A 20800-nucleotide genomic window follows, 5' to 3' on the forward strand; every position below is an offset into this window, starting at 1 on the left:
GCAGGGAGATGCCGGATTGAATGGCGATGGATTCGCCCGAGACCTTAACGATACATCCCGAATCGCGGAGCTTTGAGGAATGGGAGTTCAAGAGGGGGATGGAGTGGGGGCTCGACCGCTGCCTGCATACAGCCCCGGCCGTGCCCCCATACACTCTTGGCAGCTTATGACTTCTTGGGAGCAGCCTTCTTTCTACTGGAGTTCTTCTTCTTTGCGGTACTCGCTTTCTTGCGGGTAGCAGCGGCTTTCTTCTCGTACTCCCGCAGTGCTTTGGTCACTTCGCGTTGACGCTGTTGTTCCAGCTTGCTTTCAACCTTGCGCACCGTGTCGAGCCGGCCCTTGGCAATACGGAGTTCCTGTGCCGCCTGCTTCGCGGCTGCCTTGGCTTTCTGAACTTCCGCCTGGCGCGACTGAACGGCGTTGCGGGCGTTGACGACGCTGGCTTGCTTGGGTGTCTTCGCCTTGGCACGAGCCGTTTCCAGACGGGCTTTCACGTTGCCCAGCATCTGTTCGGCTTTCTCGCGTTGACGTTCGGCCTGGTCAGCCGTTTTTTCAGCGGCGTTATACGCCTGTTGGGCCTGTGTCATTTCAGCCGATGTGGAAACAGCCGGCGCGGCCTTGCGTTTCGGTGCAACCGTTTTCTTTGCGACCGCTCTCTTTGCACTCTTTTTCTTTGCTGCCATTGCTTACTCCCTAATCGGTTTTATCATGGGCGTAGTTATTGTGTGACAAAAAGCAGGTAAAAAGAAAATTTTTCTTGAATAAAATGCGTTTTTTTGTCTGAAACCGATCCGCAGAAGGAATTATGGCACGCTGAATCCGTTTTTGTTGATCGAAAAAGGCCGTTGCGTTGATTACGTTGAGTCGAACTGCCTCGCTTTGGCTTCCGGATTTTTAGGCCACTCACGTCCGCCGCTTTCGTTCCCGGGGAGGTAACGAATCGGCAAAGATTTGTTCACTGAAAGAGATCGATTTATTCCCGGGAAGGGGTTGGCACTCGTTCCGGTGAACGTGATGTGTTCAGAGACAACACCAAAGCGTCTACATCGAACGGAAGTGTCGAGCCATTTCGATCAGGGCCATCAGGATAAAAAGAAGTGCCACCAGGACCGGTCCGAAGGGTTGATCGAAATAGAGAGCGAGGGCGAAGGCCATCAGGTATCCGAGGGTGCCTGTTACCAGCGCGATGATCAGTGTGCCACGCCAGCTTGGTGCGGTTCGAAAGGCCAGCCAGGCAGGGAGGAAGACCAGGGCGAATGCGCCCATGAGGCCAATGGTCCCGGTCCCGACCGCCATTCCCAGTGCCGCCAACAGATCAAACGCCAGAGGCCAACGCCAGGCGAATCGATGCCTCGTGTTGTGTCCGAGAGCGGGGAAAAACTCCGCCCGGATCAGGTATGGCATCAACTTGGGAAGCAGGGCAATGGTCGACAGCAGGAAAAGTGAAGTGGCCAGCAACTGTGCAGTGCCGGCGAAATAGATTTGCCCTTCGATGAGGGCGTGTCCCATTGAACTGCCAAGGATGGTATTGGTGGCCAGCAGCAGGGTGGCACTCCATCCCACCAAAATCATGACGGCGTAAAACGAGTTGCCGCGAAAGCGGCCCAAGGTTTTCAGCAGAGCCCCCGCGACCGCACCCACCGGCGCCCCGGCCACCGCCGGGATACCGAACGCGAGTCCCGCCAGGGCGCTGGCACCCGAGAGGTGGGCGAGGCCGAGTGCCGCCAGCCACTCGTTACGCAGGCGCAGCAGTACGCCGACTATCGGAAGCACCGCCGCGAGGATCAGGCCAACCAGGAAGGGGGTCTGAAACAGCGGATCGATCAGCGCGTCGGGATTCATGGGTTCAACTCCAGTACGCGATCGCAAGCCGCTTCCAGAAAATGGCGTTCATGGCTGACGAGGAGGATCGTTCGCAATTTCCATTCCGCACGCAGGATTTCGGTGAGCAGGTTTTCGCTTTCCGGATCGAGATTGTTGGTGGGTTCATCGAGCAGGATCAGGTCAGCCCGGCCACCGAGTGCTGCCCAGATGTTCAGTAACTGAAACTGCCCGCCGCTCAACTCATCGATACGCCGCTCGAGCCAAGGTTTGAGCCGCTGGGGGGGCGGCTCCCGGTCGGCTTTGGCATAGTGCAGGTACTCCCTGCCGGTGAACGGCATCTCTTCCCTTCGAACGGGACGCTGATTTTGAATAGCCAGGGTGAGCCCCTCCGCCTTGTGGAGCGAGCCGGAAAAGATCCGGGCGTCGCCGACGAGGGCTTTGAGCAGGGTGGATTTGCCGGATCCATTCGGCCCCCACAGCCCGACTACTTCACCGCGCATGAGGGTAAAGGAGAGCGGGCCGGAAACCGGCCCGCTGTAGCCCGCCGTCAGTGCTTCCGCCTTGAGCAGCGGCGCGGTCATGGGCGGCTCGCCGCCAGTGCCGCTACCCACCGATCGATGTGGGCCAGGTAACCCTCGCCGTCCGCTTCCAAAGGCGGCTCGGTGGAGAGCGTAATCCGTTCCCATCCCAGGGTCTGTGCCAGCTGCTGGGGGGCACGGGACGAGTAGTAGGGGGCATGGATCACCACCCCGTCACGTCCCGAAAGGCGGTCCACCAGCGTGCGGATATGCCGGGCCGTTGGGGGAAGGCCGGGCACCGGCTCGATGTAGCCCAGTACCGGGACAACCAGGCGGGGGAACAGGGAATCGGCATCCTTGTGATAGAGCAGGGCGCCGGGTGCATCGGCAACGGCGGCCTCCCATTTCGGCAGGCGTTCCTCCACGGCGCGGGCAAACCCCTCGGCCCGCTTGCGGAACGAGTCTGCATGGGCCGGGGCCAGTTTCGCCAGCCGGCCGGCGAGCGCTTCGGCGATGTCGGCCATGCGCAGCGGGTCCATATAGACGTGGGGATTGCCGGCGGGATGCACATCGCCGTGCGCCCGATCGGCGGGTGCCCCGGCGTCCTCCAACGGGACCTGGGCCGCGGCTTCGAAGTAGCCGGGTCGGCCCGGCAGGATGCCCGGGTTCGCCGCTTGCCCGATGGCAACCGGCAACCAGCCCATCTCCAGTTCTCCGCCGATGGCGACCACCAGATCGGTACGGCGCAGATCCCGGATCATGCTCGGGCGGACCTGAAGGTAATGGATGTCCCGATCCGGCGGTGCCAGTATCCTGAGACCGACCTGTTCCGCTCCCACCGCACGCACCAGCGCACCCATGGAGGAGGAGGTGGCGACCACGTTCAGGGTTTGGGCGTGCGCGCCGCCCAGTATAAACAGGGTCAGAAGGCCCACTATCCAGCGTCTTGCCATCTGTTCGCCTCCCTAAAATTTGTGTGCGCCGTGGGCACCCAGACTCATCGTGTACTGCAGGTAGAGGGTGTTGAAGGAGTCCCGCTCCCCTTCCACGCTCATGTCCGCGATTGAATACTGCAGGCGTAGACGGGAGAACTCGCTGGGTGTCCAGCTGAGGGCAGCGGTCCAGCGGTCGGAGTCATCATACTCCTCCAGCGTTGTACCTCCGCTCTCCTTTACGTTCTCGAACAGGCCGGTGCGGTCGTAGCGCAGGCCCGCCTGCCAGCGCGGCGCGATGCCGTAGAGCCCCTGGATGTAGAAACCATCCTGGGTGAAGCGGCGTCCGGCACCAATCACCTCGGGAGCCTCGGCGTGGACGATATCGAGGTCCTTGCGCTGCCACAGGTACTCGGCCTGGAGCTTGATGTTGCCCGCACCGTAGCCGCGCCCGGCATCGTACTTGTAGACGGTTTCGAGGCCCCACATCGAGGCATCGCCCTGCAGCGCATGCTCGTCCGGCTCGTCGAGTTCGTGCGTCTCCTGATGCTGACCCGCCCAGGCGCCCCAGCCACCGAGCTGCAAGGCATGGCTGAAACCAAGATCGGGAGATAGCTTCACGAAAGCCGTGGTCAGGCGGGGTCCCCTGTCCTTTTCGTCGAGATTCAGGTCATCATCGTGTCCGACGAGCGCCCCCAGCTTTTCCTGCTCGCCCTGCAGCAGTTCCAGCCCGAACAGGGTGTAGGTATCCCAGTCGGGTAGCCAGGTGACCTGCGCCCCGGTATCCCGAAGGCCGTGGTCGCCCAGCAGGTTAAGGTAGGCCAGGTTCTGGTCGGCGAAATCCCATTGGTGGGGGTGCTGATTGTTGGCGTAACCGATATCGGAGAAAAACTTTCCCGCCTTTACCTTCAACCCCGCAGGCAGGCCGCGGGTCTGCAGCCAGGCCTCCTCCAGCTCGACATTTCCATCGGAGGAGACAGCTAGGTTGGCCGTTGCGTCGAAGTAGGGGTCGACCGTGGCCGAGAAAACCAGCTCGGTATCGCTGAGATTGAAACCCTGCTCAAGGCCGCCGTGTTCGTCACCATGGCCATCGTCATGCCCGTGGGCATCGTGGATGCCGTCGGCAGCGCCAAACCGCTCCACACCTTCGCCGTCGATGCTGTCGGCGTAATAATTGCCGTTCAGGATCAGTGAAATCTGCGGGTTGAATTTCGTGCCCGAGGTCACTGCACCATAGGCTGGCTGTTCGTCGGCCTCTGAAGCTTTGTACGCATCCTCCGCTTCGAGCTCGGCGATACGCTCTTCATAGTCGGCTCGCATCTGCTCTAGGGTGCGTTTGATCTCGGCGATGTCCGCCGTTTCGGCGTGAGCACCCACCGGTAGCACCAGCGCTGCAGCAACGGCGGCGCTGATAAGCGTTCTGTTGTTCATGGTATTTCCCTGATGATGGTATCAACGGCTTCAGCAACGGACTAAATGTGGATTCCAAATTGGTGTCCATGCGTGTAGGAGCGACGGGAGTCGCGATAGCGCCGAATCGCGGCTTCCGCCGCTCCTACATGTATTTCGATATGTCGCCAAAGGAGCGTGTTGGACACGATTTCGGAACAGCTATTTAGCCGGATACCGGTGGTGCGCGGCCTTGATAACCGGAAATCCACCGCGCAATCAGGGGCGTTTGCGTCGATGCTTTCGGGGCGACGCCGGAAAGATGTGGAAGGGAATGGGGAGAAGGGGGAGTGGAATGGGTGTGCGCGAGACCGCCGCCCGCCAGGCAGATTTCACAAGCGGCTTCATCGGAGTCGCTGGAGAGGTGTTCCAGTTCATGGCCGAAAAGCCCGGACTGCACCACGAGCAGTGCCGCCGCGAACAGCAGTACCGCCCAGCCACGACGATAATGGCAGCGGGAAGGGGTGTGTCCGGGCGTGTCTGCGAGGCGATTCATTGATTCGGGGCGACTATAAAACGTTATGTTATAACGTGCAATAAATCCTGACAACAGTGACGTGAAGACCGATAGCAAACCACACAAGCCTATCGGTTGTGCTAGTTAAAACGGTACGAGTGAGCAGGGCACGGGGAGACTGAGCGATGCCGGTGGGAGGAGGCCTTGAGGCGTACCGTTAGTGACCTGTTGTGGGTCGTGGTCCTGGGGATCCTTCTTGAAGTGTTGTTTATTGTGCTTGGGGGCCTCCATTGGCTGCAGCAGCGGATGTGTCCGCCTGAACCGGGTTGGTGGTGGAACATTTTGCCGCTTTTTACCGTCTGGGGAGTGCTGCTGGGGTGGTATGCGTATCGGAGCGCTTACAGGGAGCGAGACGCAGTACGTGAACTGAAACGGTTGCGTGAGAGCGAATATCGCTTCATGGAGGTGGTCGGCACGGCGGCGGAAGGACTGCTGTTGTTGGACTCTGATGGCCTTCTGCTGTTCATGAACCAGGAGGCGGAACGTCTGCTCGGTTGGTCATCGGCGGAATTGGCGAACAAAAATATCCATCAGCTCATTCACCTCCATCATCAGGAACCGGTTCCATTGAAGGAGTGCGGCGTTCAACGGGCCTTGGCCGAGGAGGGGACCCAACGAGTGGAGGAAGACACGTTTATCCGCAAGGACGGCTCCCGGCTGCCTGTCTCCTATGCGGCCGCGCCGATGGTGCGGGGAGGAAGGATTACCGGGGTAGTAGTTGTTTTTCAGGACATCACCGAGCGTAAACGGCTTCGCGACGAACTTCGATATCAGGCCACGCACGACGTGTTGACGGGTCTGGTCAATCGGGTTGAACTGGAGCGGTGTCTGGTGCAGGAAATCGAGCGCGCGGAGCGTTATCAGCATTTCCTGTCCGTACTGATGGTGGATCTCGATCACTTCAAGGCGGTGAACGATACCTACGGCCATCGGACAGGCGATGCGGTGCTGAAGGCGTTCGCGACACGCCTGAACGAACACGCCCGCCGCACCGATACTGTGGTGCGTTATGGCGGCGAAGAATTTCTGCTGGTGCTTCCGGAAACTCCGATCGAGGCTGCCATGGCACTTGCTGAACGGCTGCGTGTCTCGCTCAACGAGAAACCGCTTGCGGTTCCTGGCGTGAATCAGACGCTAACCGCCAGTATCGGTGTCGCTGCTTATCCGACTCACGGCACCACCGACAGTGAACTCCTCCGGGCTGCTGACGGTGCCATGTATGCGGCCAAGCAGAGCGGACGTAATCGGATTTGCTCTGCCGTTGATTGAACGTACAGCCGGTCGGATGGGAAGGTTTGGCCATACAGGGAACGGGGTGCCTTTTGATACGTGACGCCACTCCATGGATGGAACATACCGGCACTGCACGTTCCTAATTGTCCTGTTTAGGAGACCCTCTGAAAATTCATTTTTCGTCACTCCCGCGAAAGCGGGAGCCCAGTAAAACCAACGGCTGGATTCCCGCTTTCGCGAGGCTTTCGCGGGAATGACGAAATTATAGAAGTGCCCGTTAAAGCTGCATCCCATAGGCGGAGCACGGTCTTATCGGTAAGATTGCCCATTGTCGAATTTCCTATAGGTATGGCCGATGAATCTGCGGGACCTCGAATATCTGGTGGCGCTGGATGAAGAGCGTCACTTCCAGCGTGCTGCGGACCGCTGCTATGTGAGTCAGCCGACCCTCAGTGGGCAGATCAAGAAGCTCGAGGGCGAGCTAAATGTATCGCTGGTGGAGCGTAGTGGCCGGAAGATCGCCATGACGGAAGCGGGCCTGGCGATTGCCGGACAGGCTCGGCGGGTGCTTGCGGATACGCGCACCATTCGCGAGCTGGCCGCCAGTTTTCGAAACCCGATGGAGGGCGACCTGCACATGGGTGTAATCCCCACCGTCGCGCCTTATCTGTTGCCGCTGTTCATACCGCATCTGCGACGCCGCTTTCCGGGACTCAAGCTCTTCCTTCATGAGCATCAAACGGCCGTTTTGCTTCGGAAACTGCGGGATGCAGAGTTGGAAGTGCTGCTGCTGGCGCTGCCGGTGGAGACCGATGAGTTCGTCGAAAACGACCTGTTTCGGGAGCCCTTTCTGCTGACGGTGGCCGACGACCACCCGCTTGCCGAGCGCGACAGGGCCTCCCTCGATCTGCTGAAAGATCTCGAGGTGATGCTGCTGGAGGAGGGGCACTGCATGCGTGGCCAGGCACTCGATGTCTGCCTGACCGCTGGCGCCCGCGAGCATCGGGGATTCCGGGGAACCAGCCTGGAGACCCTGCGACAGATGGCCGCCGAGGGAATCGGCATCACGCTGATGCCGAAGCTCGCCACCCTGCGGGAGCGAAATCATGAGGGATCGATTCGCTATATCCCGTTTGAGGAACCGGAGCCTACCCGGCGGATCGGGCTTCTTTACCGCAAGGGGAGTTACCGGGAGGAGAGTTTCGCTGCCATCGGGGAAGTGATTCGCGAGGCCGTCACCACCAGCCTCTAACCCTGCCAGAGCGGCCCCTGCCAGCTTGGCGGGCCCCTCATTTTGATCATAGGCACGGCCTATCAAACCCATCGGAACATTCGATTGCAACATTTTTAGACTCACTCTATATTCCATATTGCCCATGCGGGTTATGAACCGATAACAAGGAGTGCAATATGGAACTGAAAGGCAGTAAGACTGAAGAGCATCTCAAAGAGGCGTTTGCAGGCGAGTCCCAGGCCAACCGTCGCTATCTCTATTTCGCCTCCAAGGCCGATATCGAAGGCTTCAACGATGTTGCCACCGTGTTCCGCTCGACGGCAGAAGGTGAAACCGGCCATGCCCATGGCCATCTGGAGTACCTGGAGGAGTGCGGCGATCCGGCAACGGGAATGGCTTTCGGTGCCACCGACGCGAATCTGAAGACGGCGGTTGCCGGCGAGACTCACGAGTACACCGATATGTATCCGGGCATGGCCAAAACCGCCCGTGATGAAGGTTTCGATGAAATCGCCGATTGGTTCGAAACCCTGGCCAAGGCGGAGCGTTCGCACGCCAACCGTTTCCAGAAAGCCCTGGATAATCTGGAAGGCTGATAATGTGCACCGGAGCCCTTTCGGCTCCGGTGCGCCTCTGGAATGCACGTGAGGAGTAAACAGAATGTCTGCACCCACCGAGTCTGTAAAAGAAGGCAACCTGAAGGCGCCGACCCGGCATCCGCTGGATTGGAAGGGGGCTGAATTCTACGACGAAGGAAACCTGTTTCAGGAGATGGAGCGCGTGTTCGATCTCTGTCACGGGTGCAGGCGCTGCGTGAGCCTCTGTCAAAGCTTCCCCACCCTGTTCGATCTGGTAGACGAGTCGGACACGATGGAAGTCGACGGTGTAGCGAAGGACGACTACTGGAAGGTGGTCGATCACTGTTACCTGTGCGACCTGTGTTACATGACCAAGTGTCCCTACGTGCCTCCGCACGAGTGGAATATCGATTTTCCGCACTTGATGCTCCGAGCCAAGGCGGTCAAATTCAGCAAGGGTGACGTCAAAACCCGTGACCGAATCCTCACCAGTACCGATGCGGTGGGTAGCCTGGCGGGCATTCCGGTGGTGGCGGGGGTCGTCAACGCCGCCAACAAGGCGAAGCCCACCCGTAAATTGCTGCAATCGGTTCTCGGCGTCCATGCCGATGCCCGGCTGCCCGAATACCACTCGAAGACGCTGCGCTCCCGACTCGCGGACAATATCGGCCGCACGGCCGAAGGTGAGCCGGCCGGCCCCACCAAAGGCAGGGTGGCCCTGTTTGCTACCTGCTACGGCAATCGCAATGAACCGGTGATTGGTGAAGATCTGGTTGCGGTGTTCGAGCATAACGGTATCCCCGTGACCATGGCCGAGAAGGAGCGGTGCTGCGGCATGCCCAAGCTGGAACTGGGCGATCTCGAAGCGGTCGAGAAGGCCAAACAGGCCAATATTCCGGTACTCGCCCGGCTGGTGGATGAGGGTTGGGATATCGTCGCACCGGTACCTTCCTGCGCACTCATGTTCCGTCAGGAGCTGCCGTTGATGTTCCCTGATGATGAGGCCGTGAAAAAGGTGGCGGCGGCCATTTTCGATCCCTTCGAATACCTGACGCACCGTCATCGGGAAGGCAAGCTCAACACGGAATTCAGAAATCCACTGGGTACGGTGGCCTATCACAGCGCTTGTCACCAGCGTGTGCAGAATGTGGGACCAAAAACCCGCGATATCCTGCAATTGATCCCCGGTACCAAGGTGGAGATGATCGAACGCTGCTCGGGCCATGATGGTACTTATGCAGTCAAGGAGGAGTTTCACCAGGCCTCGATGAAGATCGTCCGGCCGGTGGTGAACCGGGTGAAGAAGGCCGAAGCGGATCATTACGGCAGTGATTGCCCCATGGCCGGACATCACATCGCCCACGGCATGGCCGACGGCAGCGAGACCGAACACCCGATGAACCTGCTGCGCAAGGCGTACGGGATTTAAACTAAACCCCAAAACGGATCAGCCACAGAGAACACAGAGGGTAACTACTCACCCCCTTCGTCATTCCCGCGTAGGCGGGAATCCAGAGGACAAAAGCATGGCTCAAGATGGATCCCCGCCTACGCAGGGATGACGGATTTCCTGGGCCGTGCGCGATCACCTGGGCGAGCAGTTACCACGGAGGAATAAAACAGCCGGTTGAACCGGACGCAGCCAGGCGCAGGCAAATGCCTGCACTTGGCTGCAGGTCCCCCGGGGGGGAATGGAAAGAAACCTCTCTGTGTTCTCTGTGGTTAAAAATGCATTTCCTGGAGGCAGTAATGGAAAAACTGACACGCGAAGACCTGTACAGCCTGGAACGTTACGCAGAGATGCGTCCGGAGTTTCGCTCCAGGGTGTTGGAGCACAAGAAGCACCGGCAGGTTGCCATCGGCCCTAACGCCACACTCTATTTCGAGGACCGGCTTACCATGCAGTACCAGATCCAGGAGATGCTGCGGGTGGAGCGCATCTTCGAGCCCGAGGCGATTGAGGAGGAGCTGGCCACCTACAATCCACTCATCCCGGACGGCAGCAACTGGAAAGCGACCTTCATGCTGGAATACCCGAACGAGGAGGAGCGCCGGCAGAGTCTCGCAGCCCTCCGGGGCATCGAGAAGCAGACCTATGTGCAGGTCGACGGCTTCGAGCCGGTGTATCCGATCGCCAATGAAGACCTGGAGCGTACTAATGAAGAGAAGACTTCATCGGTTCACTTCATGCGCTTCGAACTGACCCCGGAGATGGTTGCGGCAGTGAAGGAGGGAAGCGCAATAGCTATGGGTATCGAACATCCCGACTATCGCTATCACATCGATTCGGTCGCTGTACCGGTGCAGGACGCCTTGGCGGCCGACCTCGGTTGATCGATAGATGCGACGCTGAGCGCCGCTCCCTGAGCGATGAGCCGTGTGGCGGCCATGCCGATATGGGCCCGGTTCTGACAGGAATTACCGTCACACCTTTCTGTCGCGTACCGCTGTCTGTATACTGCCCGCTCATCGCCTGGATCGGCTGAACCAAATCTGGCCGGGCGGTGTCGAACGAGCGGCAGGATGCAAAGAGTCAATGGTGGCCTGCATCGGTCCCCCCGCGACGATAAACCGTGAACCCGGTCAGGCCTGGAAGGGAGCAGCCGTAGCGGTGGACTTGGGCGCCGGGGTGTGGCTGGTGCGGGCCGCCACCCTTCATCATTACCTTCTCTTTATCGGATTACCGTATCGGCGCAGAGGATTCGCTCAGCAGAGCAGTCTGGGCGTTGCTGCTGTCGGCGAAACGCCCGAGTCCGGTGAGGTAGCGTCCCGCACCGCCGACCTCGCTCGTGCTCCCATCTCCGGGCAACCCGAATCTCCGCTTGCTTTGTGCCTGTGTGGTAAATTCATCCGTTTGGCAACCGTGCGTCGAACCGGGTTCTCCGGTAAAGTATCTCCCCTTATTTCCACCCGGTTTCATATCCATGAGCTATCAGGTGCTGGCCCGGAAATGGCGCCCCCGTTCGTTCCCGGAAATGGTGGGGCAGGAGCATGTGCTGCGCGCTCTGATCAATGCGCTGGATAATGATCGCCTGCACCACGCCTTTCTCTTTACCGGGACCCGTGGTGTGGGCAAGACCAGCGTTGCGCGTATCCTGGCGAAGTCCCTGAATTGCGAACAGGGGGTGAGTTCCCGACCCTGTGGTGAGTGCAGCGCCTGTCGGGAGATCGACGAAGGGCGTTTCGTTGACCTGGTAGAGGTCGACGCGGCTTCGCGAACCAGGGTCGAGGATACCCGCGAGCTTCTGGAGAACGTCCAGTACGCGCCGAGTAGGGGGCGTTATAAGGTATATCTCGTGGACGAGGTGCACATGCTCTCGAACCACAGCTTCAATGCCCTGCTGAAGACGCTTGAGGAGCCGCCGCCGCACGTCAAATTTCTGTTGGCGACCACTGATCCGCAGCGCTTGCCGGTGACCATCCTCTCGCGCTGCCTGCAGTTCAATCTCAAGCGGCTGCCGCTTGAGCCGATCCGCGATCATCTTGCCGCGATTCTGGAAAAGGAGGGAGTGGAAGCGGATCCGACGGCGCTTGCGGAAATCGCACGCGCCGCCGATGGCAGTATGCGGGATGCCTTGAGCCTGCTGGATCAGGCCATTGCCTACGGCGCCGGTCGACTGGATGCCGCCGAAGTCCGCGACATGCTCGGCACGGTGGACCGCCATCAGGTCGCCGGGTTGATCGAGGCCCTGGCCGGTGGTGATGCCGAGCAGGTGATTGCCTCCAGCAACTTGCTGGCTGAGCGGGCGCCGGATTTCGGCGGTGTCCTGAATGAGTTGAACAGCCTGCTGCAGCGGATTGCGCTGGCCCAGGTTGTTCCTTCTGCGGTCGATGATTCCGGAGGGGATGCCGCGACGATTCGGGGTCTGGCCGAGCGCATTTCCCCGGAGGACGTTCAGCTTTACTATCAAATCGGAATTGCCGGTCGCCGGGACTTGCCTCTGGCCCCCGATACCCGTAGCGGTTTCGAAATGGTGCTGCTGCGCATGCTGGCTTTTCGCCCTGCCGAAACCGTGCCGGCCGGTGGCGGGGGTGCTGCTGTCGACCCATCCCGTCGCACGGCCCCCACAGCAGGCAACATACCGCCCGTTTCCGCAACACCGCCGCAACCATCGGCCCCAAAGGCCAAACCGCCCCGGTCGAGATCACCAGCGGAGAAAGTCGCCCCTGATCCAGCACCGGCACCGGTTGCACAGCCTCCGGCCGAGCATGCGTCGAGTGCACCGCCGGTGGATCGGGATAACTGGGACGCTCTGGTTGCGGCCCTGCCGCTGGCGGGGATGTCGCAGCAGTTTGCCCTGCACTGCGCCCTGGCCCGACGCAACGGGGACCGTTTTGAACTGGTACTCGATCAGGGCGTCGAACATCTGAGCCACAATTCCAAATGGGAGCAGGCGCTCAAGGAAGCCCTGGAGAGTTATCTGGGACGCTCGGTACAGCTTTCGGTGACGGTCGGTACTGCACCTGATGCGACCCCCCATCAGCTCAAAGAACAGCGTACGGCAGCCTCGCAGAACGAGGCCGAACAGGCGATCCGGAATGATCCGCGGCTTAATGCCTTTCTGGAGCGGTTCGACGGAGAGGTGGACCCGGGAAGCATTCGTCCGGTGGAGTGACTGGATTCCGAACCACAAAGACGCCGTAGCGGTAATGGTCCATCCGACGTCTTTGCGGTGGGCGCTCTTGATAAACTATTTGTTAACTTGAACCGGCGCCGCAGAGGCGCGCAACGATACAGAGGTTGAGATGAAAGGCGGACTCGGCAACATGATGAAGCAGGCCCAGAAGATGCAGGCCGATATGCAGAAGGTTCAGGAAGAGCTGGCCAACATGGAGATCACCGGCAAGGCCGGGGGCGATATGGTCAGTGTCATCATGACCGGCCGGCATGATCTGAAGCGGGTTTCCATCGACGACAGCGTGATGGATGACAAGGAGATGCTGGAAGACCTGGTGGCGGCCGCAGTCAACGATGCAGTTCGGCAGTTGGAGCAGCAGTCACAGGAGAAGATGTCCAGCGTGACCGAGGGGATGAATCTGCCCGGCGGAATGAAGTTCCCCTTCTGAGCTTGAGCCGGTGATGACTTCAAGTCCTCTTATTACGCAGCTGATTGAGTCACTGCGTTGTCTGCCCGGTGTTGGTCCGAAATCGGCGCAGCGCATGGCCTATCACCTGCTCGAACGGGATCGTGACGGTGCCCGGCGTCTGGCCGAGACATTGACCACCGCGGCCGAGCAGGTGGGGCACTGCGCGCGCTGCCGAACCTTCACCGAAGCAGAGATATGCGGTATTTGCAGCGACGAGCGGCGCGACGCGTCGCTGCTGTGTGTGGTGGAGTCGCCGGCCGATGTCCAGGCGCTGGAGGGGGCCATCAATTACCGTGGACTCTACTTCGTGCTGATGGGGCATCTCTCGCCTCTGGATGGGATTGGTCCCGAAGACATCGGCCTGGACAGACTCGTCGAGCGGTTCGATGGGGGAGACATCCACGAGATCATCCTTGCCACCAATCCCACCGTGGAAGGTGAGGCCACCTCCCACTATATCGGTGAACTTGCCCGCGAACGCGGCATCCGTGCCACCCGCCTTGCGCATGGTATTCCCCTCGGCGGCGAGCTCGAGTTCGTCGACGGCACGACCCTCTCCCATGCCTTCCTGGGGCGTCAGTCCATCGAGTAAAGCAAAGCTGAACGACCGCTTTTTTACCACAGAGGGCACGGAGAACATCAACGGTACGGCATTAGGAAATACCTTTTAATCGTTTTCTCCGTGTCCTCAGTGGTTATAGGCAGTTCCTGTTGCCGTCCGCCAAATCAATACGAAGGGGCCTTCTCCGCCACGTTGGCTGCGATTCGCCGAAAGCTGGTGAGTCGCTGGGGCTTGATCTTGCCTGCCTCCACTGCGGCAAGAATGGCACAACCCGGTTCGCTCCGGTGCCGGCAGTCCCGGAAACGGCAGCCGCCGAGAAAAGGATGGAACTCGGGAAAGCCCTCCGCCAACTCCGGTTCACTCATCGGCCAGAGCCGGAACTCCCGTACCCCCGGTGAATCGATGACGTCACCTCCGGAGGGCAGGTGGTAGAGGCGGGCGGAGCTGGTGGTGTGACGGCCGAGGCCGGTCAGTTCCGCCAGGTCGCCGACCGTAATGGCCTCATCGGGCAGCAGGGACTTGGCCAGGGATGATTTTCCGACCCCGGACTGACCGGCGAAGATGCTGGTTTTGTCTTTCAGCGCCGTCAGCAAGTCATCCAGGCCATGGTCGGCCCGCGTTGTGGCGAAGATGACCCGATAACCGATATCCCGGTAGATCGAAAGCTGCGCCTCCACCTCTGCCCGACCCTCCCGGTCCAGGAGATCCACCTTGTTGAAGACCACCACGGGCGTAATACCGCTTATTTCGGCGGCGACCAGAAACTGGTCGAGGGATTCGGTACTGAAGGGTGGTTCCGGTGCGGCCACCACCAGGATTTGATCGATATTCGCGGCCAGCGCCTTCATGTCGCCCGAGAAATCGGGGCGGGCGAGGAGGGTGTCGCGCTCCTCCACCGCCACCACTACCCCGCTGTTATTGTCGGACGACTGCCAGACGACACGGTCGCCGACCACCGGCATGGCCAGATTCTGGCGAAGGTGACAGCGGCGAACCTCGCCCGTCGGGTCCTCGACATCGACGCTGGCACCGTAATTGGCGACGATACGGCCATGTTGTTCCTGACCCAGAGGCCCGGCCTCAGTATCGATTTTGCCCTCACGACGCTTGGCACGCTCCAGACGTTCGTCCTGGACCTTGCGGATGCGCCACGCTTGACGCCGGTTCAGTTTCTGCTTGCCCATGGGCGGGTCGGTATCATCCTGTCAGTGCGTTGACCCGGGCAGCGAGGATGAAGTCGTTACGACTCAATCCATCGGCCGAGTGGGTGGTGAAGTGAACCTTGCCACGCTTGTAGGAGAGTTCCAGATCGGGATGATGATCCTCCCGATTCGCCTCCCAGGCCACGGCGTTGGCGAAGCCCATCGTTTCGTAAAAATTGCGGAATGTGAATTCGCGGACCAGAGTGCTCCCCTCATCACTCACTGTCCAGCCCGATACTTCGTCAAGCAGTGAATCGACTTCTTCCTTGTTCAGACGGGTCGGCTCGGCAGAGCAGTGCTCATTCTCCAGCATTGTATTACTCCTCGAAACGATAGTACCTCTCATTAAGATAGCCGGCGATCGCCGCCACCTCGTCATCGAAAAGCCTCAGCTGCAGGTTGTCCTTGCAGCGGTTCACCTGGCTGTGCAGCCCCTCCAGGCTTTTTACCCGGCGGTCATCGCGCGTATAGAGGGCCGAACCGTCGCCGCCGGCCATTCGCTGGTGACACGCCACACAATTTTCCTGGTAAAGCTCTTCACCTTCAGACGGTTCTGCACTCGCTGTGCCGGTAAGCAGTACAACAGACAACGGAAATGCCAAAATGCTCAGTTTCATATCGACCTCCTTGAGGATTGGTTAACCACAGAGTACACGGAGAACAGCGTTTACCATCGAGGACAGGGGAAATAGCGGTTAACCACTGGGTGAACGGGAATAATAAAACACCTTATCGGGTTCACCCCGTACCCCCGTGTCCCCCCGCGGCGGTGTTTTCGCGCTGTGGGGTCCTGAATAGCTGTTCCGAAATCGTATCCGACACGCTCCTCCGGTGACTTACCGAGACACATGTGGGAGCGGCGGAAGCCGCGATTCGGCGTTATCGCGACTTCCGTTGCTCCTACATCCATGGACACCTAGTTTGGAACACGTATTTAGTGTTCCAGTAGTGATGATCCCTGTTCGCAGCACTCAGCCGGTTTTTGCCGACAGGTGGGCGATCCGCACCGGCGCCGGTGGGTGGGAGTCGTGGTAGGCGGAGTGCCAGGGGTCCGGGGTCAGCGTGCTGGCGTTGTCCCGGTAGAGTTTGACCAGCGCCCGTACCAGGTGGTGGGCGTCGGCCTGCCGGGAGGCAAAATCATCTGCCTCGAATTCGTGGCGCCGCATCACCGCAGCCATCAGCGGCTGCAAGAAGAAGGTGAACACCGGTGCCACGAGCAAAAACAAGGCCAGCGCGCCATGCACGGAAGGTTCAGTGAGCCCCAGGCCCGAATAGAACCAGGGCTGGCCCATCAGGTAGCCCAGGGCGGCGAGTCCCGCCAGGCTGAGCAGGGCGACCGTACCCAACCGTTTGGCGACGTGTCGGCGGCGGAAATGTCCCAGTTCGTGGGCCAGTACGGCCTCGATCTCCTCGCCGTTCAGTGTCTCCAGCAGCGTATCGAAGAAGACGATGCGCTTGCTGTTGCCGACGCCGCTGAAATAGGCGTTGCCGTGGCTGGAGCGACGCGAACCGTCCATGACGAAGATACCTTTGGATTCGAATCCGCAACGCTCCAGCAAGGACTCGATGCGCTGCACCAGTTCGCGGTCCTCAAGCGGCGTGAACTTGTTGAACAGCGGGGCGATGATGCTGGGAAACGCCCAGAGCATTAGCAGGTTGAAGCCCATCCACACCGCCCAGACATAGAGCCACCACCCTTCGTTGCCGTAATCGGCGGCCACGGGATTGCGACCCGCATCCATCAACCACAACACCAGAGCCGCCAGCGGAATACCGAGTGCCAGGGCAATCAGGGCCTGCTTGAGCCGATCGGAGAGAAACAGTCCCGGCGTGCTGCGATTGAACCCGAAACGCTTTTCGATCCCGAAGGTGCGATAGAGGGTAAACGGCAGATCCAGCACGGAGAAGAGCAGAAACAGGCTGACGAGAAAGCCGGTGCCGGTCACCAGTGGACCCAGTTCCCACTGCTGCCAGAAGCCGTTCAGCCACGACAGCCCGCCCCCCAGGGTCCAGATCAGCAGCAGGCCCGCCCCGTACAGGTTCTCAGCCGCGGAGAGCCGCGTGCGGGCGGTGGTGTAGTCGGCGCCCTTGCGATGGAGCTCCGGGGTGATCCGCTCCGCGAAAGCTTCCGGTACCGTATCGCGGTGCATGCGCACGTGCCGTATCTGCCGGTAATCCAGATAGAGCTGAATGCCCATGGCCAGCAGCAGCGCGGCCAGGAAGACCTGAGTGAAAATTTCCATGGAAATCCTTGAACTTCAGCGGGAAGGGCGAAGGAAGGTTAGCCTCTGATAGAATAGTTCGCAAGCGACCACGGCGTAGAGGCATATGGCAAGAAACCCTGACAATCTCATTTGGATCGACCTGGAAATGACCGGTCTGGACCCCCAGGGTGACCGGATTATCGAGATCGCCACCATCATCACCGATGCCCACCTTCAAGTGCTTGAAGAGGGGCCGGTTCTGGCCATTCATCAGAGCGAGGCTGTACTGGCCGGAATGGATGAGTGGAATACCCGTACGCATGGTGAGTCGGGCCTTTTGGAGCGTGTGCGCGCCAGTAGTCTCTCCGAACTCGATGCCGAGGTAGTGACACTGGAGTTTATCGAGAAGTATGTGCCGCCGGGTGCTTCACCGATTTGCGGCAACAGTATCTGTCAGGACCGACGCTTCCTGGCTCGGTTGATGCCGAAGCTGGAGGCCTACTTCCACTACCGCAATCTGGACGTCAGTACCCTCAAGGAGCTGGTGCGGCGCTGGGCTCCGCAGCTTGCCGCCGGGTTGAAGAAAAACGGCTCGCATCAGGCACTCGACGACATTCGGGAGTCGATCAACGAACTTCGGTACTATCGCAAGCACTTTCTCAAAGTCTAAATAGCTGTTTCGAAATCGTGTCCAACACGCTCCTTCGGTGACGTGTAGGAGCGGCGGAAGCCGCGATTCGGCGTTATCGCGACTTCCGTCGCTCCTACATGCGCGGACACCAATTTGGCTCACTAACTTTTCTTCCGAAGGCTTCGGTACCGTAGCGGTGGATGCGGATCGTATCGGACCAGTATTCGGACGTGAGGCCGGCCTTCAGTTTCAGTTGTCGAAGGAAGTGCGAGGGTTCGGGGAGTGCCTCCCACACGATGGGCAGAAAGGTGGAGCGATAGTGCTGCTCCTCCAATACCAGTCCATCGATGCCCGGTCGCAGTTGCGCCAGCAGATCCGCCTCCGAGCGAAAGGTCATCGGTTCGGCCGGACCGAGCACGGATATTTCCAAATCGAGCTCATCCCACTGCTCGCGGCTGAGGGGTAGAAAGCGCGGGTCACGAAAAGCGGCAGCGAAGGCATTTTCCGCGACATCTTTCACCAGGGGGCGGTGCGGCTCCAGGGAGCCGATGCAGCCTTGCAATTCACCTCGCTGGTGCAGTGTCACGAAGCAGGCGCCCGGCTGCCGCAGGCAGTGTTCGAAGGAGTCGGGGTCGATGGAGTTGCCCCCGGATTCGCTCCACCCCTGCCAAATGGAATCCTCCGCTACCGTTAGTAGTATTTCGCGCTGATCAGGATTCAACATCGGTAAAGCTCCAGGCGCCGTAACCGACCACACTGTCACGCGGGCCCGCGGCATCGGCGGAATTGCCGAGTTGCAGGGTTTTCACAGTGAGTCCCCGTCGTTTGGCAGCCAGCAGTAGCCCGCGGATGGGATTGCGTCCGCAGGCATCCTCATGGCCAATCGCCGAACAATCCAGCTGCTCGATGGCATCCCGGGTAGAGCGATCCAGCCGCTGCGCAGTGGCATAGTCGTGGAAGTGCGACAGATCGGAGCTGATGACAATCGCCGTTTCCTCACTGCCCCAAAGGTGCTCGAGCACCTCGGCGGTCTCCTCGGGCGTGGCATCGCCGACCACCAGGGGTACCAGCCTGAATGACCCGAGCAGTCCCTGCAGAAACGGCAGATGGACCTCCAGACTGTGCTCCATCTGGTGAGCGGCATCCAACCGCTTGACCTGAGGCAGTGCTTCCACCGAAGCGATACTGACCCGGTCGAGGGGAATGTCTCCGAGCGGAGTATGGAAGAAATCGGCACCGGAGGTGGCCAGCCCGAGCAGGGGAACGCGATGAGAAGGGCCCAGCAACACCACGCGCGTAATACGCTCCCGGGCGGATGCCAGACAGGCATAGGCACGAGCAGCGATCGCTCCGCTATAGGGGTATCCGGCGTGGGGCGCGATGATGGCCTTGGGGACCGAAGACCCGGGTTCCGGTGCAGCGTTCAGCAGCTCCAGGACCAGCTCCTGCAGTTCGGTGGGATCCGAGGGATAGAAGAGGCCGGCGACGGCTGGTGGTCGAGTCGATGTCATGCATAAACCTCTTGAGAGCTGCTGTTCCACCACGAAATCATCCCGGGGATGTCCCGTTTCACGATCTCTGTGTATCGGAAAACCCTTATTCAATGCAATGTCTGACCATTTCGGTGGTCTCAAGGTTCATGGTAAACAAATTCAGTGACCTAACGGAGAAAAGCCGGGTGTCCGAAGCCACCGAACTGACCGAGACGCGCTACTGGCACGCCCTTGAGGATGCACGGGTTCAGTGTGACCTCTGCCCGCGCTACTGCAAATTGCGTGAAGGGCAGCGGGGACTCTGTTTTGTTCGCGCCAACATCGGCAATCGTATCGTCCTGACCACCTATGGCCGCTCCAGTGGTTTTTGCGTGGACCCGGTCGAGAAAAAGCCGCTGAATCACTTCCTGCCCGGAACGCCCGTCTTGTCGTTCGGCACGGCGGGCTGCAATCTGGCCTGCAAATTTTGCCAGAACTGGGACATCAGCAAGTCACGGGAGATGGATACGTTGATGGACCGGGCTTCGCCCGAGATGATTGCCCGGGCTGCGGAGTCCAACGGCTGCCGAAGCGTGGCCTACACCTACAATGACCCGGTGATCTTTCACGAGTACGCCATCGATGTGGCGCGTGCCTGTCGAGAGCGGGGGATCAAGTCGGTAGCAGTAACGGCCGGATATGTGGCCGAAGCGCCGCGCCGGGAGTTCTACTCCTATATGGACGCGGCCAACGTCGACCTGAAGGCATTCAGTGACGCGTTCTACTACAAACTTACCGGCGCCCACCTGAAGCCGGTACTGGAGACGCTGGTCTACCTTCGCCAGGAGACTGATGTCTGGCTGGAGCTGACTACGCTGGTGATCCCGGGTCGCAATGACAGCGAGGAGGAGCTGGATGCCATGACCCGCTGGGTGGTGCAGGAACTGGGAGCAGAGGTGCCGATGCACTTCACGGCATTTCACCCGGACTGGAAGATGCCCGACGTCCCGCCTACACCTGCAGCGACCCTCCACCGGGCTCGCGAGATCGCCATCAACAACGGTGTCCGTTACGCCTATACCGGCAATATCCATGATGAGGTGGGCGGCAGCACCTGGTGCCACCACTGTGGAGAGCGAATCATCGGCCGGGACGGGTACGTGATCACGGACTGGAACCTCACCGATGATGGCCATTGCCGCCGGTGTGGAACCCGGTGTGCCGGTGTTTTCGACGGTCCGCCGGGTGACTGGGGGGCGCGGCGAAGGCCCGTGCGTTTGCAGGACTTCGCTGCATAAGGCTGGTCAGGCCATTGGAAGAGAGCCGGTGCCTTTTGTTAGAATTCCGGTTTTTCTT

The 20800-nt window shown here is 60.0% G+C and carries 22 protein-coding genes and 1 other RNA gene; 11 read left to right on the forward strand and 12 right to left on the reverse strand.

The features are described from left to right. Positions 1-164: 164 nt before the first annotated feature. From BLP65_RS06540 to BLP65_RS16640, 6 genes are all read right to left on the reverse strand, one after another. Complete coding sequence (locus BLP65_RS06540) at positions 165-683, reverse strand: hypothetical protein (RefSeq protein ID WP_092994232.1); 519 nt, start codon at positions 681-683, stop codon at positions 165-167. A 358-nt stretch (positions 684-1041) separates the two neighbouring features. Continuing rightward, a complete protein-coding gene (locus BLP65_RS06545) occupies positions 1042-1842 on the reverse strand; it encodes a metal ABC transporter permease (protein ID WP_092994235.1) in 801 nt (266 codons plus the stop codon). After that, positions 1839-2405: an ATP-binding cassette domain-containing protein gene (locus BLP65_RS06550; protein WP_092994238.1), complete on the reverse strand. Its 567-nt coding sequence runs from the start codon at positions 2403-2405 to the stop codon at positions 1839-1841. Before BLP65_RS06550 ends, BLP65_RS06545 begins: the two co-directional genes overlap by 4 nt. Beyond that, positions 2402-3295, reverse strand: coding sequence for a metal ABC transporter substrate-binding protein (locus tag BLP65_RS06555; RefSeq protein ID WP_092994241.1), 894 nt, complete (start codon positions 3293-3295; stop codon positions 2402-2404). Before BLP65_RS06555 ends, BLP65_RS06550 begins: the two co-directional genes overlap by 4 nt. 12 nt (positions 3296-3307) lie before the next feature. Further along, positions 3308-4705, reverse strand: coding sequence for a TonB-dependent receptor (locus BLP65_RS06560; RefSeq protein ID WP_092994244.1), 1398 nt, complete (start codon positions 4703-4705; stop codon positions 3308-3310). 184 nt (positions 4706-4889) lie between these two features. Next, positions 4890-5219, reverse strand: coding sequence for a hypothetical protein (locus tag BLP65_RS16640; RefSeq protein ID WP_139181439.1), 330 nt, complete (start codon positions 5217-5219; stop codon positions 4890-4892). Positions 5220-5384: 165 nt separating this feature from the next. Here BLP65_RS16640 and BLP65_RS06570 point away from each other — a divergent pair, with 165 nt between their 5' ends. From BLP65_RS06570 to recR, 9 genes are all read left to right on the forward strand, one after another. Then, a complete protein-coding gene (locus BLP65_RS06570) occupies positions 5385-6509 on the forward strand; it encodes a sensor domain-containing diguanylate cyclase (RefSeq protein ID WP_139181440.1) in 1125 nt (374 codons plus the stop codon). Positions 6510-6828: 319 nt separating this feature from the next. Next, on the forward strand, positions 6829-7725 hold the full coding sequence (gene oxyR / locus BLP65_RS06575; protein ID WP_092994256.1) for a DNA-binding transcriptional regulator OxyR: 897 nt from the start codon (positions 6829-6831) through the stop codon (positions 7723-7725). A 158-nt stretch (positions 7726-7883) separates the two neighbouring features. Then, positions 7884-8303 carry a rubrerythrin family protein gene (locus BLP65_RS06580; protein ID WP_092994260.1) on the forward strand — a complete coding sequence of 140 codons (420 nt, stop codon included), beginning with the start codon at positions 7884-7886 and terminating at the stop codon, positions 8301-8303. Between the two features lie 64 nt (positions 8304-8367). Next, the gene (locus BLP65_RS06585; RefSeq protein ID WP_092994263.1) at positions 8368-9714 is read left to right on the forward strand and encodes a heterodisulfide reductase-related iron-sulfur binding cluster; all 1347 of its coding nucleotides are present in this window, start codon (positions 8368-8370) and stop codon (positions 9712-9714) included. Positions 9715-10013: 299 nt separating this feature from the next. Then, positions 10014-10619 (forward strand): DUF3501 family protein, encoded by a 606-nt coding sequence (locus BLP65_RS06590; RefSeq protein ID WP_399351263.1) that lies wholly within the window; start codon positions 10014-10016, stop codon positions 10617-10619. Positions 10620-10832: 213 nt separating this feature from the next. Continuing rightward, an RNA gene (gene ffs / locus BLP65_RS06595) (signal recognition particle sRNA small type) lies at positions 10833-10929 on the forward strand. 280 nt (positions 10930-11209) lie between these two features. Continuing rightward, positions 11210-12901: a DNA polymerase III subunit gamma/tau gene (gene dnaX, locus BLP65_RS06600; protein WP_092994267.1), complete on the forward strand. Its 1692-nt coding sequence runs from the start codon at positions 11210-11212 to the stop codon at positions 12899-12901. A gap of 130 nt (positions 12902-13031) precedes the next feature. Further along, on the forward strand, positions 13032-13352 hold the full coding sequence (locus BLP65_RS06605) for a YbaB/EbfC family nucleoid-associated protein (RefSeq protein WP_092994270.1): 321 nt from the start codon (positions 13032-13034) through the stop codon (positions 13350-13352). 13 nt (positions 13353-13365) lie between these two features. Further along, positions 13366-13965, forward strand: a complete 600-nt coding sequence (recR, locus tag BLP65_RS06610; protein WP_092994273.1) for a recombination mediator RecR — start codon at positions 13366-13368, stop codon at positions 13963-13965. A 134-nt stretch (positions 13966-14099) separates the two neighbouring features. Here the strand turns inward: recR and rsgA are convergent, their stop codons facing one another. From rsgA to BLP65_RS06630, 4 genes are all read right to left on the reverse strand, one after another. After that, a complete protein-coding gene (gene rsgA, locus BLP65_RS06615) occupies positions 14100-15119 on the reverse strand; it encodes a small ribosomal subunit biogenesis GTPase RsgA (protein ID WP_092994276.1) in 1020 nt (339 codons plus the stop codon). A 13-nt stretch (positions 15120-15132) separates the two neighbouring features. After that, entirely contained in the window at positions 15133-15450 is a 318-nt protein-coding gene (locus BLP65_RS06620; RefSeq protein WP_092994279.1) for a 4a-hydroxytetrahydrobiopterin dehydratase, read from the reverse strand. A 4-nt stretch (positions 15451-15454) separates the two neighbouring features. After that, positions 15455-15754, reverse strand: a complete 300-nt coding sequence (locus BLP65_RS06625; RefSeq protein ID WP_092994282.1) for a c-type cytochrome — start codon at positions 15752-15754, stop codon at positions 15455-15457. Positions 15755-16108: 354 nt separating this feature from the next. Then, positions 16109-17380, reverse strand: a complete 1272-nt coding sequence (locus BLP65_RS06630; protein ID WP_092994285.1) for a M48 family metallopeptidase — start codon at positions 17378-17380, stop codon at positions 16109-16111. 85 nt (positions 17381-17465) lie between these two features. Between BLP65_RS06630 and orn the strand changes: the two genes are divergently transcribed. After that, positions 17466-18011, forward strand: coding sequence for an oligoribonuclease (gene orn / locus BLP65_RS06635; RefSeq protein ID WP_092994288.1), 546 nt, complete (start codon positions 17466-17468; stop codon positions 18009-18011). 94 nt (positions 18012-18105) lie between these two features. Here the strand turns inward: orn and amrA are convergent, their stop codons facing one another. Together amrA and amrB are read right to left on the reverse strand one after the other, a co-directional pair. Next, the gene (gene amrA / locus BLP65_RS06640; RefSeq protein WP_092994291.1) at positions 18106-18696 is read right to left on the reverse strand and encodes an AmmeMemoRadiSam system protein A; all 591 of its coding nucleotides are present in this window, start codon (positions 18694-18696) and stop codon (positions 18106-18108) included. Then, a complete protein-coding gene (amrB, locus tag BLP65_RS06645) occupies positions 18683-19483 on the reverse strand; it encodes an AmmeMemoRadiSam system protein B (protein WP_092994294.1) in 801 nt (266 codons plus the stop codon). The genes amrA and amrB overlap by 14 nt, the downstream gene beginning before the upstream one ends. Before the next feature lie 167 nt (positions 19484-19650). Here amrB and amrS point away from each other — a divergent pair, with 167 nt between their 5' ends. Then, positions 19651-20742 (forward strand): AmmeMemoRadiSam system radical SAM enzyme, encoded by a 1092-nt coding sequence (gene amrS, locus BLP65_RS06650; RefSeq protein ID WP_245688253.1) that lies wholly within the window; start codon positions 19651-19653, stop codon positions 20740-20742. Positions 20743-20800: the final 58 nt, after the last annotated feature.

This window comes from Thiohalomonas denitrificans (genome assembly GCF_900102855.1).
Lineage (GTDB): Bacteria > Pseudomonadota > Gammaproteobacteria > Thiohalomonadales > Thiohalomonadaceae > Thiohalomonas > Thiohalomonas denitrificans.